Source organism: Candidatus Buchananbacteria bacterium CG10_big_fil_rev_8_21_14_0_10_42_9 (assembly GCA_002773845.1).
Classification (GTDB): domain Bacteria; phylum Patescibacteriota; class Patescibacteriia; order Buchananbacterales; family 21-14-0-10-42-9; genus 21-14-0-10-42-9.
On the sequence record PEZZ01000033.1, the window covers coordinates 5,071 to 17,868 of the forward strand.

15 protein-coding genes and 1 pseudogene (1 of these 16 only partly in view) are annotated in these 12,798 nt (G+C 42.3%); 15 read left to right on the forward strand and 1 reads right to left on the reverse strand.

From position 1 onward, the window contains the following. From COT81_04060 to COT81_04100, 9 genes and pseudogenes are all read left to right on the forward strand, one after another. A pseudogene (locus tag COT81_04060) lies at positions 1-42 on the forward strand (hypothetical protein); it begins 297 nt to the left of the window's first position. A gap of 4 nt (positions 43-46) precedes the next feature. Further along, positions 47-757: an NAD(P)H-hydrate epimerase gene (locus COT81_04065; GenBank protein PIS04881.1), complete on the forward strand. Its 711-nt coding sequence runs from the start codon at positions 47-49 to the stop codon at positions 755-757. A 241-nt stretch (positions 758-998) separates the two neighbouring features. Next, entirely contained in the window at positions 999-1,973 is a 975-nt protein-coding gene (locus tag COT81_04070) for a thioredoxin-disulfide reductase (GenBank protein PIS04882.1), read from the forward strand. Between the two features lie 3 nt (positions 1,974-1,976). After that, positions 1,977-2,570, forward strand: a complete 594-nt coding sequence (locus COT81_04075; protein PIS04883.1) for a riboflavin synthase — start codon at positions 1,977-1,979, stop codon at positions 2,568-2,570. After that, positions 2,570-3,052, forward strand: coding sequence for a 6,7-dimethyl-8-ribityllumazine synthase (locus COT81_04080; protein PIS04884.1), 483 nt, complete (start codon positions 2,570-2,572; stop codon positions 3,050-3,052). Before COT81_04075 ends, COT81_04080 begins: the two co-directional genes overlap by 1 nt. A 1-nt stretch (position 3,053) precedes the next feature. Next, the gene (locus tag COT81_04085; protein PIS04885.1) at positions 3,054-3,719 is read left to right on the forward strand and encodes a peptidylprolyl isomerase; all 666 of its coding nucleotides are present in this window, start codon (positions 3,054-3,056) and stop codon (positions 3,717-3,719) included. A 126-nt stretch (positions 3,720-3,845) separates the two neighbouring features. Continuing rightward, entirely contained in the window at positions 3,846-5,144 is a 1,299-nt protein-coding gene (locus COT81_04090) for a hypothetical protein (GenBank protein ID PIS04895.1), read from the forward strand. A gap of 7 nt (positions 5,145-5,151) precedes the next feature. After that, positions 5,152-6,915 carry a 2-oxoacid:acceptor oxidoreductase subunit alpha gene (locus COT81_04095; GenBank protein ID PIS04886.1) on the forward strand — a complete coding sequence of 588 codons (1,764 nt, stop codon included), beginning with the start codon at positions 5,152-5,154 and terminating at the stop codon, positions 6,913-6,915. Positions 6,916-7,044: 129 nt separating this feature from the next. Next, positions 7,045-7,899: a 2-oxoacid ferredoxin oxidoreductase gene (locus COT81_04100; protein PIS04887.1), complete on the forward strand. Its 855-nt coding sequence runs from the start codon at positions 7,045-7,047 to the stop codon at positions 7,897-7,899. On the opposite strand, the gene COT81_04105 is transcribed toward COT81_04100, so the two are convergent. Next, on the reverse strand, positions 7,881-8,249 hold the full coding sequence (locus tag COT81_04105; GenBank protein ID PIS04888.1) for a hypothetical protein: 369 nt from the start codon (positions 8,247-8,249) through the stop codon (positions 7,881-7,883). The genes COT81_04100 and COT81_04105 overlap by 19 nt on opposite strands. 112 nt (positions 8,250-8,361) lie before the next feature. Between COT81_04105 and COT81_04110 the strand changes: the two genes are divergently transcribed. From COT81_04110 to COT81_04135, 6 genes are all read left to right on the forward strand, one after another. Continuing rightward, entirely contained in the window at positions 8,362-8,811 is a 450-nt protein-coding gene (locus COT81_04110) for a hypothetical protein (GenBank protein ID PIS04889.1), read from the forward strand. Then, positions 8,795-9,526 (forward strand): hypothetical protein, encoded by a 732-nt coding sequence (locus COT81_04115; GenBank protein ID PIS04890.1) that lies wholly within the window; start codon positions 8,795-8,797, stop codon positions 9,524-9,526. The genes COT81_04110 and COT81_04115 overlap by 17 nt, the downstream gene beginning before the upstream one ends. Positions 9,527-9,635: 109 nt before the next feature. After that, complete coding sequence (locus COT81_04120; protein PIS04891.1) at positions 9,636-10,328, forward strand: hypothetical protein; 693 nt, start codon at positions 9,636-9,638, stop codon at positions 10,326-10,328. Between the two features lie 81 nt (positions 10,329-10,409). Further along, complete coding sequence (locus COT81_04125) at positions 10,410-10,961, forward strand: hypothetical protein (GenBank protein PIS04892.1); 552 nt, start codon at positions 10,410-10,412, stop codon at positions 10,959-10,961. A gap of 131 nt (positions 10,962-11,092) precedes the next feature. Further along, a complete protein-coding gene (locus COT81_04130; GenBank protein PIS04893.1) occupies positions 11,093-11,617 on the forward strand; it encodes a hypothetical protein in 525 nt (174 codons plus the stop codon). A 241-nt stretch (positions 11,618-11,858) separates the two neighbouring features. Further along, positions 11,859-12,798 (forward strand): hypothetical protein (locus COT81_04135; GenBank protein PIS04894.1); only part of this gene is annotated, 940 nt, incomplete at its 3' end.

Here is a 12,798-nt window from a genome sequence, read left to right on the forward strand (position 1 = left end):
TCAATATTTAGCTGGATTAGCAATTCATTTTTGAAAGAATAGTTACATGCAATTTACAACCGCCAAACAGATGGAACGGCTGGATGAATTGGCCGTGGCTAACGGTTTGGAAATTCGCCAAATGATGGAGCTTGCCGGTTGGCACATGGTAGAGTTATTTCGCACACTAAAGATAAAAAAAACGGCACGGGTAGTGGCGGTAGCCGGAAAAGGCAATAAGGGAGGAGATGCGTTAAGTGCGGCTCGGCACTTGGTTAATCACGGTTACAAAAATGTTGCAGTCGTTTTAATTTCTTCTAAGCTTAAGCCAGATCCACTTCACCATTTGCGCTTGCTTAAAAAAATGAAAACGCCAACCATTTCATGGACTGAAGGGGCTGAAGCAAAATCGGCGATTTCTAAAGGGGATGTAATCATTGATGGACTAATTGGCTATCACCTAGATGGAGCGCCGCGCGGAGTATTCGCTAAAGCCATACAATCAATCAACCAGTCAAAGGCGACTGTCATTGCTTATGATTTGCCAAGCGGTTTGCATGCGACGACCGGGAAATGCTATGAGCCGTGCGTCAAATCCTTGGCAACGTTGACTTTAGCCGCACCCAAAAAGTGTTTTAGGACACTGACCGGCAAGCGACATTCCGGTAAGGTGTTTATTGGAGACATTGGTATACCTCTTTTTTTGTATCGGCAGGTGATTAAGAACTATAAGCCTATTTTTAAGCCTGGCAGCGGACTGGTTCAGCTTGAAAAATAGGTTAATTAGGAGTATAATGGATCAAATAAGGTGTTTGACAACACGTCCCCTCATAATTTAAGAGGGGACAGGGGAGTAATCCTGATGTCATCTCGAGCGAAACGCAGTGGAGCCGAGAGATCTCACACGTGGCATGATGTAATGAATGAGATTTCTCCACTCGCCTGTGGCTCGGTCGAAATGACCAAATTAAGTAACCCCTCCTCACCTCCCCTTAAATTAAGGGGAGAGTAAAGAATTTATGTCAGAAAAAAAGACAATCAAGCGACCGGAAGACTGCTATGACTTTTTAATTATCGGTGCTGGCGTGACCGGGCTTTCCGCCGGAATGTATGGCGCGCGATTAGGGTTGCGGACTTTAGTTTTGGGGGCTAATTCAGAATCAGAACTAGCTATTGGCGGGGTTATTACTTTAACCGATACGGTGGAGAATTATCCCGGGTTTATTCATTTAACTGGCCAAGAGTTGGCTAAAAAAATTGAGGATCACGCGAGAAGCTACGATAATGTGGAGATTAAAAATGAGCGCGTAACTGAAGTTAGCAAAAAAGGTAAAAAATTTAAGATTGTGACTGATAAAGATGAATATGAAACTAAAACTTTACTTTTTGCGACCGGCACAAAATGGCGCAAGCTACCGATGCCCGGCGCCAAAGAATTAGAAAATAAAGGCGTGGCGTATTGCGCTCTGTGTGATGGGCCATTGTTTAAGAATAAAGAAGTGGCCATTATCGGCGGATCTGATTCGGCCGCTAAGGAATCATTGTTTTTAGCCCAACACGCGTCTAAAGTTTACATTGTGGTTCGAGGCGTCGAGTTAAAAGCTGAACCGATTAACCAAAAGTTGGTGGCGCAAAATTCAAAAATAGAGGTTTTGCTTCAAACTAACGTGACCGAAATTATTGGCGAGAAGTTTGTTGAAAAAATTAAGCTGGATAAAAAATATAAAGGCAAGGATGAAATTCAGCTTAGTGGCGTGTTTGGCGCGATAGGCCACATCCCGCTATCAGGTTTGGCTCAAAGCTTGGGCGTAGAATTGGACGAGAAAAAGGAGATTAAAATTAATCGCAATTCAGAAACTAATATTGAAGGGGTTTATGCCGCGGGCGACGTCGTGGATACGGCTTTCAAACAAGCCATTGTTGGCGTGGCCGAAGGGGTAGTGGCATCCTACCATGCCTTTAAATACGTGCAAGCCAAAGAAATTGAGTGTTAAGGTATGTTTACCGGGATTATTGACGGCGTCGGGGAGGTTAAGGCAGTTGAGGATATTAAAGGTGACGGTAAGAAGATGACGTTACAATCGCGCGATTATGCATTTGATTTAAAAATTGGGGGGAGTGTAGCATTAAACGGAGTTTGCTGCACAGTAGTCCACATAGACAATAACCGATTTAGCGTTGAGCTTATGCCTGAAACCTTGAAACGGACTAATTTAGGCACGGCCAAGGTTGGCGACGAAGTAAATTTAGAAAAACCGTTACGATTAAATGACCAACTTTCTGGCCATTTTGTTTTGGGGCATGTAGATGGAGTGGCAGAAGTTGTGGCCAGTAAGCATAATGGTGAATTTCAAGATATTGCGCTGCGGCTTAAAGATTTCAGTTTGAAGAAATTTATTGCCCGCAAAGGATCAATTGCGCTTAATGGCGTGAGCTTAACGGTCGTAGATGTAAAAGGCGATACTTTCACAGTCGCCTTAATCCCCCATACGCTTATTTCAACCAACTTGAGATACGCTGATGCAGGTAGGCTTTTAAACGTTGAAATTGATATGTTGGCGCGATATGTTGAAAAACTAAATCAAAAATAATGAAATCTAGTGCAGCTAAATTGCCAAAGATAAATGGCGCAAAGTTTAAGATAGCGATAGTGCAAGCCTTATTTAATCCAATCGTTACCGACGGTTTATTACAAGGCTGTTATCAAGGGTTGCGTGAGTTTAATGTTGTAAAGTCTAATGTCTATCACACTACAGTACCGGGTTCCTTTGAACTTGGCCTGATGGCAAAAAAATTAGCCGAGACTAAACGCTTTGACGCGGTGATTTGTTTGGGTGCAATCATCCGCGGTGAAACAGCGCATTTTGATTATGTGGCGCTCGCAGCTACGTATGGCACCATGCTTGCTGGTATGCAAACGGGTGTGCCGGTGATTTTTGGCGTGATTACTGCCGACAATCTCAAACAAGCCAAAGCGCGCTCCGGAAAAAACCCGGCGAATCGCGGGTACGACGCGGCCAAAGCAGCGGTGCTGATGATTAGCAATTATAAGAAAATTAATCAAAAGAAGTAATATGAAAAAATGGTATTTTATTCTCGCTGTAAGCACACTCGTGCTCGTTGGCTGTACCGCGAGCAACCAAAGCGCGCCATCTCGCGATGTGAGCAAAGTAACTCCGGCGGAAAGCAACGCGCAAAGTACCGTTCCCCAAACGCCCAATGTCACCTTAGTAACTAATGAAGAAATCCCACGCTATATGGCCAAACAAGCAATTATCAAAACTAACACAGGAGATATAACCGTTGAATTGTACGGCGCTGATTCGCCAAACACAGTGGCTAACTTCGTAAAATTAGCTGAAGCCGGATTTTATGATGGTATTAAATTTCACCGCGTAATTCCTGATTTTATGATTCAAGGCGGCGATCCTAATTCAAGAAGTGATGACCGTTCCACGCATGGCCGGGGTGGACCGGGCTATACTTTCCCAGACGAAATTAACCAGCATAAAATTGTCCAAGGGTCTTTAGCTATGGCAAATTCTGGTCCCAATACCAACGGCAGCCAATTTTTTATTGTGACTGCCGAGGCAACTCCTTGGCTTGATGGCCGACACACTAATTTTGGTCATGTGACCAAGGGTATGGATGTGGTTTTAGAAATTGCTCAAGTGCCTACGGATAGCAACGATAATCCATTAACCCCGGTAGCCATTGAATCGATAGAAGTTTCTCCCTAATTCGCAACCAGTTGATTAATTTGCTACAATAGAGGCATGGCAGGGGGAAAACATAAAACCACAAAAGTAAAAAAACGAAAAGCGACAAAGCGTAACCATGTCCAAGCTTGGGTGGTTGCCGTGGATATGGGTTATGGTCATTTGCGCGCGGCTCACCCGTTGCATTTTTTAGCCAGTGGCGGCAAAGTAATTAACGCTAATAAATATCCAGGCATTCCAAAATCAGATAAAGATATTTGGTTAAATAGCCGACGTTTTTACGAATTTATATCACGTTTCAAGCGGGTGCCTTTTTTGGGCGATAAAGCCTTTGATGTTTTTGATTATTTTCAGCGAATTAAGAAATTTTATCCGCGACGCGATCTGTCACGTCCGAATAGCCAATTGATTTCCATGTATTATTTCATTACTAAAGATCATTGGGGGGAACACTTAATCCAAAAATTATCTAAAAAGCCGTTGCCGTTAGTGACCACATTTTTTACGGTCGCTTTTTTTGCCGAGAAGTACAATTACCCGGGCGATATTTATTGTATTGTGACCGACGCTGATATTTCCCGCACTTGGGTACCGCTTAACCCTAAAGGCAGTAGAATAAATTACTTAGCGCCAACTAACCGGGTAGTTAATCGCTTAAAACTATATGGGGTTCGGCCTGAGCAAATATTTTTTACTGGCTTTCCTTTGCCTCAAGAAGTTATAGGCGATAATTTATCAAAACTTAAACACGACCTTGGTTGGCGGTTGCCAAATCTAGATCCGGTCGGCAAATTTCGGGCTAATTATCAAACTACTATCACTAAACATTTGGGTAGTAAAAATGTCCGCAAACATTCAAACCATCCCCTCACTTTAATGTTTGCTGTTGGCGGCGCCGGGGCGCAACGTGAGTTAGGCATTGAGATTGTGGAAAGTTTGGCTAGTAAAATAGAAACCGGAGACCTCAAGATTAATTTAGTGGCCGGAATTCATAATTCAGTCAAAGATTATTTTCGTTCGTCAGTTGAGATGCTCGGGCTAGGCAAGCACATCGGTAAGAACATAAACATTATGTATGCTAATACTAAGGAAACTTATTTCAAGAAGTTTTCCGAAGCTTTGCGAACAACTGATATAATTTGGACTAAACCGAGCGAAATTTCATTTTATTCGGCATTAGGATTACCCATTATTATTGCTCCACCAATAGGTTCGCAAGAACATTACAATAAGCGGTGGTTAATTTCCATGGGCGCGGGATTACCCCAAGAAAATCCAAAGTACGCCAATGAATGGCTATACGATTGGCTAGATTCTGGGTGGTTTGCTGAAGCCGCGATGGAGGGGTTTTTAGAGGCGCCAAAATATGGCACCCAAAATATTTTAAAAATTTTAGCTAATAAAGCTGAAGAGGCTAAAGAACAGGGGACAGTATTGCTCTACTAGTGCCTAAATGGTAAGCTATGGGGTGATGAAAAATAGCGTTTTTACTATTAAATTTGGCGGTGAAGCTGGGCAAGGACAGGGAGTTTCTGGTGCGACTTTTAGCAAGGTAGCTCAAAGATCGGGCTACCACGCTTTTGTCTATACTGAATTACCGTCGTTGATTAGAGGCGGTCATGTGACTACCCAAGTGACTGTCAGTGAAGAAGAAATTCACGCGGCGCACAAAGAAGTAAATGTTTTAGTTGCGCTTAACCGGGAAGTCATTGATTGGCACCTTGATGAATTAACCGACAACGCAGTGATTTTGTTTGATAGCAGTCGCGGTGACATCAAAGACATGAGCTTTCTAAAAGGCAAAAAAGTGACATTGCACCAACTGCCCTTAAGTGAATTAGTGCAGCAGGTCGGGTCTAAGCCGATAACGGCTAATGTAGTAATGACGGCAGCCATTTTTGCTTTAGTTGGATTTAAGCTTGAGCCTTTAAATGATTTAATTAAAGAAACTTTTACCCGTAAAGGTGAAGAAATTGTGCAGGATAATTACCAGGCGGCCAAGTTTGGGTATGCTTATGGTCTAAAAGAATTTGACGTTAAAAATTTTCCTTATAAGTTAAAGTCGGGTCGGCCGGTTAAAGGTAAAATTTTAGTCGACGGTAACCAAGGCATTGCCTTAGGTGCTATGGCGGCTGGCTGTAAATTTTACGCTGGATATCCAATGACGCCATCTTCCTCAATCTTACATAACTTAGCTGGCTGGGCGGAGAAATCGGGCATGATAGTCAAACACGCCGAAGATGAAATAGCGGTGGTACATATGGCGATTGGCGCAAGTTTTGCCGGAGTGCGGTCTATGACCTCAACTTCTGGTGGCGGCTTTGCTTTAATGTCAGAAGCAATCGCGCTTGCCGGCATTACGGAAACTCCGCTGGTGGCGGTACTTGCCCAACGCGCTGGTCCAGCGACCGGACTGCCAACTTGGACCGAGCAAGGCGATTTGCATTTTGCTTTACACGCTGGGCCCGGAGAATTCCCCAGGATTTTATTGGCGCCAGGTGATCCAAAAGAAGCTTTTGAGCTCACTATTTTGGCGCATCACATTGCCGAAGTTTTTCAAGTACCAGTTATTTTATTGTCAGATAAATACGTGTCGGAAAATCCTAAGAGTGTGCCGGAATTTGATCAATCTAGGGTCAAAATTGATCACGGTAAATTTTTAGATGCAAAAACCGTGGCTCAAGTAAAGGATTATAAGAGGTATGAGTTGACCAAAGACGGAGTCTCTGCGCGCGTGGCGCCAGGCACCCCGGGGGCAGTACATTTGGCTAATTCAGACGAACACGATGAGCACGGTTTTAGCATTGAAGGTTGGCAGCCGGAAATTAGAAAGAAGATGGTAGATAAGCGTTATGCCAAAGTGCCGGCAATCACAAAATTGATGCCTAAGCCAAAATTGTACGGCGTAAAATCGGCTGATGTGACGCTTGTTGGTTGGGGATCAACGAAAGGACCGGTGCTAGAAGCGATGAAAGAAATTCCAGCTAACAAAGTTAATTTTATTCATTTTACCGGCTTAAATCCACTCGATAAGGCATCAGTCGAAAAGATATTACAAGGCCGCAAAAAGATTGTTACGATTGAAAACAATCATGATGGACAATTAGCGCAGTTGCTGGGCCAAGAAATTCAATTTAAACCTGACAATCAGTTACTGACATATTCCGGCCGACAATTTTATCCAGAAGAAATTATTGACGCAGTGAAGAAATTGTAATTTTAATAATCTCCCCCTTAAGGTAAGGGGGAGCGAGCGGGGGTTATGAATTAGATATTATATATGAATTTATTAACCTAACCCCTCCTCACCTCCCCTTACACTAAGGGGAGGAATAGAAAGAAAACTATGGCTGAGCGTAAAGATTTCATGAATCAAAATTTGCCGACATGGTGCCCAGGCTGCGGTAATTTTGGTCTATGGCAGGGGTTTATCAAGGCAGTTTCTGAGTTGGGCAAAGAGCCGCATGAAGTATGCATGGTATTTGATATCGGTTGTGGCGGAAATGGCGCGAATTGGAATCATACGTACGCTTTTCATAGTTTGCATGGGCGCACTTTGCCGGTGGCAAACGCGATTAAAATGACGAACCACAAATTAACGGTTATTGCCGATGCCGGTGATGGCGGGGGATACGGCGAAGGCGGAAATCACTTTTTGCATGCCTGCCGGATGAATTCCGATATTACGTATTTGGTTCACGATAACCAAGTATATGGGTTAACGACCGGTCAGGTCACGCCAACTTCTGAAAAAGGCATGAAAGGCAAATCCACGCCCCAAGGGTTGATTGAAACGCCGTTGAATCCTTTACAAACTGCGATTGTCGCTGGCGCGACTTTTGTCGCCCGGACCTACACTGGTAATATAGCGCACGAAGTAGAAATTATGAAAGCGGCGATGTCACATAAAGGTTTTGCCGTAGTTGATATTTTTCAACCGTGTGTGACTTACAATAAAATTAATACAAATCAGTTTTTTCAGCAACGTACATATGAATTAGGCGACGATTGGGATCCAAGCGATAAAAATAAAGCCCTCATCAAAGCCGGAGAAGTTGGAGAGAAAATTCCGCTCGGTATATTTTTCAGAGAAGAGCGGCAAACGTACGAAGAGTCATTATCACAAATCCAAAAGAAAACGTTACTGGAGCAAAAAGACGATATTCCAAATATTTCTCAATTTTACCAAGTTTTCAAATAAAGATAACGCTTCCCCGGCAAGCCGGCGAAGCGTTGGGGAACTTTTACGTCTTGGGCTGGCCTGGTCATGATAACTACTATGAAAGTTTTCTCCTCGGTGAAGAAGACCTCATGATCCGTGACCACATGGCCGGGCAGGGTCATAGACACTGCACTCTCGCGTACGCTTTGCCATATGATTTCTTTGGTGACATCACGATGTTGCCGCCAAAGATAATCATAGTATTCCAAAGTGTAGGAGTCGTTAAATTCAATCTGCACACCCACACCCCACGCAAAGCGTTTATATTTGAGGGTTGCTGACGGAAAAGCCATTTGAGCAGTTAGGAGAACTAGCAATAATCGACGCATCCTTTCCTCCTTTCTCTGACCTGCCCGCGTTGCTTTAGTTAATACTATGGGATTAACAATGAAGTAGTCAAGAATGTTGAAAATAATGTTTATTTAGGTTAAAGTATGGTCTATGGAAAATGAACATCAAAGTGCCTTAGAAGTTGAGCAAAACAACTCCAGTGTGGCCATGATTGATATGGTGCTCAATTTGAAAGCAGGTGATTACGCTAGTTTTGTAGGCGAGGGCAGCGGCCAGAATCTATATAAGTTTTTTGGACAAACAACCCACGCCGAAGCCAAAAGTTTAATTTTAGAAGCATTGGCCGATAAGGTGGTTTTGCAGTATCTAAACGGTTTAAGTTTTGATGTAGATGTTGCGGTTAATCGCATCGTTTCTTTTATTGAATTTTTAGAAATGCAAATAGAAATTTATGCTCGTCGTCAAGAAACTCCAAGTTTAGACCCTGACGAAATTGTCAAGAATTGGGCAAAAAAATATGGCGAGAATGCCAGGGCTGATTTAAGAAAACAAGTCCAGGAAAAATTAGGCATTACTGGCGATAATGAAAACGATGAGTAGCCAATTGGATAATCAGGTGGTTATTATAACCGGCGCGGCGAAGGGGTTGGGCCGGGCGTTGGCTTTGGGGTTGGCAAAAGAAGGTGCGATTGTGGTTGGACATTATCATAAAAGCAAAAAGGAAGCAGGGGAATTGGAGAAAGAGTTACGAGAGTTTAATGATAAAAGTCGGATTTCAAAAGCTGATTTGATATCGGCTAAAGAAACTGAAGCGATGTTTAAAAATATTTTTAAACAATTTGGTAAAGTGGACATTTTAATTAATAATGTTGGCAATTTTATTTATACGCCAATTGAAGAAACGACAATAGAGCAATTTGATGATGTTTGGCAAACCAATGCGCGTTCGACATTTTTATGCAGCCAGCTTGTCTTGCCGGAAATGAAAGCGCAAGGTAGCGGCAAAATAATTAATTTTGGCTGTGTTGGCGCTGATCGGATGGTTTTGCGTGAAAATACTACGCCTTATTATATTGCCAAAAGCGCGGTTATTCAATTGACTAAAAAAATGGCCGAAAGCTACGCGCCGCATGGCATTAATATCAACGCTATTTCGCCGGGCATTTTGGACAGTAGCGAACATAAATTAGATGTGCCAGCTGGACGATACGCCAATTTTGATGATATACTGAACGCGGTTTTATTTTTATTATCTAATAAATCTAATTATATTAATGGTGCCAATATTGAAGTCGCTGGCGGTTGGGCGCCCTAACTGTCGTTCCAAACTTGATTTGGAATCCAGATAGTTAATACCTGGATCCTGAGTCAAGCTCAGGACGACAATCAGTGTTAGGCATCAATATTAAAATATATTAATTAATATGAAACAAATGTCTAAGTTTTTTAACCATGAGAATTTGTGGTTTGTGGCAATTTTTACCGTTTTGGGATTAATCGCCTTGCAAGTGCCGTTCACTAAGTTGGTCGGATCACAGGTCAAGTTTACCCTGTTTGACTTTTTTGGTCCGATTGCGACTGGTTTTATCGGATTAATACCGGGCGTGGTGTCAGTATTTTTGATGCAATTTGTTAACTTTTTAATCCACGGTGCTGAAGTCATTGATGTCGGGACTGTGATTCGGTTTTTTCCGATGCTTTTTGCCGCCGCTTATTTTGGCAAGAAGGCCAGTTGGAATATCGTCGTGCCTGCCATCGCGATCGCTGCCTTTATTGCCAATCCGATTGGTCGGCAAGCGTGGTATTTTTCGCTTTATTGGCTGATTCCAATAATAATGTATTTTTACCGCGACAAATTTTTATTGGCCCGCAGTCTTGGCGCCACTTTTACCGCGCACGCGGTTGGCGGAGCGGCTTGGGTTTGGGCCTTTGGATTAACTAAAGAAATTTGGATTGGCCTAATTCCCATCGTAGCGATGGAACGGTTGCTAATGGCTGTTGGCATATCAGTATCTTATGTCGTAGTCAGTAATGTTTTAGCTTACTTATTGAAAAAGAAAATTATTAGTTTACCGTTCAATTTAGATTCAAAGTATTTATTGAAGCCAGTACAGTAAAAAATTGTCATTGCGAGGAGCGATAGCGACGCCACAATCTCATGACCAGCCTTCCGGCAGGCGGGGATCGCGACGCTCACAATGTTCGCTCGCGATGACACTAGGCCGCGCTTGTCGCGGCCTTTAAAGTCTATGCGTGAATACTATCAAGCCTTAAAATATCTAGAAAAATTATCTAGCCGGCCGAAAGCGAAAAAGTACGAAGATGATCCTAAATTGAATCCGGATTTTTTTATTCAGCGCACTCGTTATTTGCTTGACGAAGTTGGCGATCCAGAAAGAGGAATTAAAATAATCCATATTGCCGGCACCGCCGGGAAGGGTACAGTCGCGACAATGCTGCATGAAGTATTGCAAGCCGCTGGATTTAATGCCGGTTTATTTACTTCACCATATGTGACTTCAGCGATAGAGGAGATTAAAGTTAATGACAAATATATTGCGCGCAAAGAGTTTACAGTTTTAGCCAACAGACTTAAGCCACATATCGAAAAAGCATTTGAATCTGGCCCTTATGGCGGGCCATCGTACTTTGAAGTTTTTTTTGTCATGGCTATGCTTTATTTTAAAAAACAAAAATGCGATTGGGTCAAACTTTACAAAAAATCGCTAAAGACAAAGCTGGCATTATAAAAACTGGTTCGCATTTTTTTACAGCCGAGCAGCGGCCGTCAATTTTAAAGATCTTAAAGTTTATTTGTGCCCAAAGGCAAGTACCGTTTCACCAAGTTCGCGGTCAAACCGCCCAATCACGCAATGTGGCGATGGTAAAAGCAATTGGCAAGCATCTAAAACTTAAAGCCAGAGCAGTGGATAGTGGTATTGTTAGAACAAAATTACCTGCTCGATTTGAATTAATGCAAACTAAACCTCGTATTATTTTAGATGGCGCACACAACAAAGTTAAAATGAAAAGCACGGCCGAACAATTGCGCTTGCAAGAATACAATAAGCTAATTTTGATTATTAGTATTGGAAATAAAAAAGATCCGGATGAGATTTTATCGCAAATTATCCCTTTGGCTGACGTTGTAATTTTTACAACTTTTAAAGATTGGTACCGCAAGCCACATAGCATGAGCGCTTTGAATCAGGCGGCAAAAAAGTATCTCAAGAAAAATGCGAAGACTTTAAGCATATCCGATAACAAAAAAGCTTTAGCCAAAGCCAAAAAAATTGCCCATGATGATGATTTAATTGTTGCAACCGGATCTTTTTATTTAGCCGGCCAATTACGAGCGCAGTGGTTTTCGGAAAAATATATTTTAAACGAAAGAAAAAGCTTTTAGATTGATTTCCTCTCCTAGCAGGAGAGGACCTGCCTGCGCTCCGTCGGCCATAGCCTTTGGCGGCGTGCGACCGGCAGGCAGGTTAGGGTGAGGTAGAAATTTTTATGCCCCCTCACCCTTGCCCTCTCCCTCCAGGTGAGAGGGATTAAACATTAATTTTGACAATTTGTAACATTTTTGGTTTGGCTACGTCTAATAATTAGCAGAATAAAGGGGAAACCCTTTTTATTTTTATCGCAATATGAGAAGTTATACCAAACAAACATTCAGAATTTATTGGCAGCATGTAAAGCGCCATCGGGTCTTAGGCTTAGTGGCAATTTCTGGCGTGGTTTTCGCTAATATCGCGAGTATTATTGTGCCATTGTTTTATAAAGAGTTTTTTGACACGCTGGTTGAGCCAATAAGCATTACCGCCCGCTATGTTGCTTTAGTGCCGATTTTATTTAAAGTGTTGGTGGCGTATTTGGCGTCATGGCTTTTTTGGCGAGTCGGTAATTTTTCCTTGACTTATTTTCAGGCCAAAATAATGACCGAGCTGGCAAATACTTGCTTTAATTATTTGCACGGCCACTCAGTTAATTTTTTTAACAACAATTTCATTGGCTCTCTCGTCAAGCGGGTCGGGCGATTTTATCGTGGCTTTGAAGGCATTGCGGACACCTTTTTTTATTCGTGGCTGCCAATCGGCACGCAAGTTTCAATTATCATCGGCGTATTATTTTTGCGAAATCATTGGCTTAGCTTAACTGTATTTATATGGGTTATTGTTTACATGGCGGTTAACTACGCTTTTAGCCGTTATAAGTTTAAGTATGATGTCAAAAAAAGCGAAATGGATTCTGTCGTAACTGGCGTTTTGGCTGATACTATTACCAACCAAAGTAATGTTAAGCTATTTACAGGCCACGAACGGGAAAAGCATTTGTTTCGTACGGTCACAATGAAGTTGCAGCGCCTGCGCATTTTGACGTGGAATTTAGATCAAATTTTTGAAGCCATTCAAGTATTCCTGATTATTTTTTTGGAAGTAGGAACATTTTATTTGGCTTTGCGTTTATGGCGCCAAGGGATTGTGACAGTTGGTGATTTTGTTTTAATCCAAGCTTATCTAATGGAAATTTTTCATCGTTTGTGGGATTTTGGTAAAGTGATTCGCCGCTACTACGAACACTTGGCGG

Coding starts and splice junctions, on each gene's coding strand:
- COT81_04065 (PIS04881.1), top strand. CDS start 47: ATGCAATTTACAACCGCCAAACAGATGGAACGGCTGGATGAATTGGCC.
- COT81_04070 (PIS04882.1), top strand. CDS start 999: ATGTCAGAAAAAAAGACAATCAAGCGACCGGAAGACTGCTATGACTTT.
- COT81_04075 (PIS04883.1), top strand. CDS start 1,977: ATGTTTACCGGGATTATTGACGGCGTCGGGGAGGTTAAGGCAGTTGAG.
- COT81_04080 (PIS04884.1), top strand. CDS start 2,570: ATGAAATCTAGTGCAGCTAAATTGCCAAAGATAAATGGCGCAAAGTTT.
- COT81_04085 (PIS04885.1), top strand. CDS start 3,054: ATGAAAAAATGGTATTTTATTCTCGCTGTAAGCACACTCGTGCTCGTT.
- COT81_04090 (PIS04895.1), top strand. CDS start 3,846: ATGGGTTATGGTCATTTGCGCGCGGCTCACCCGTTGCATTTTTTAGCC.
- COT81_04095 (PIS04886.1), top strand. CDS start 5,152: ATGGTAAGCTATGGGGTGATGAAAAATAGCGTTTTTACTATTAAATTT.
- COT81_04100 (PIS04887.1), top strand. CDS start 7,045: ATGGCTGAGCGTAAAGATTTCATGAATCAAAATTTGCCGACATGGTGC.
- COT81_04105 (PIS04888.1), bottom strand. CDS start 8,249: ATGCGTCGATTATTGCTAGTTCTCCTAACTGCTCAAATGGCTTTTCCG.
- COT81_04110 (PIS04889.1), top strand. CDS start 8,362: ATGGAAAATGAACATCAAAGTGCCTTAGAAGTTGAGCAAAACAACTCC.
- COT81_04115 (PIS04890.1), top strand. CDS start 8,795: ATGAAAACGATGAGTAGCCAATTGGATAATCAGGTGGTTATTATAACC.
- COT81_04120 (PIS04891.1), top strand. CDS start 9,636: ATGAAACAAATGTCTAAGTTTTTTAACCATGAGAATTTGTGGTTTGTG.
- COT81_04125 (PIS04892.1), top strand. CDS start 10,410: ATGTTCGCTCGCGATGACACTAGGCCGCGCTTGTCGCGGCCTTTAAAG.
- COT81_04130 (PIS04893.1), top strand. CDS start 11,093: ATGGTAAAAGCAATTGGCAAGCATCTAAAACTTAAAGCCAGAGCAGTG.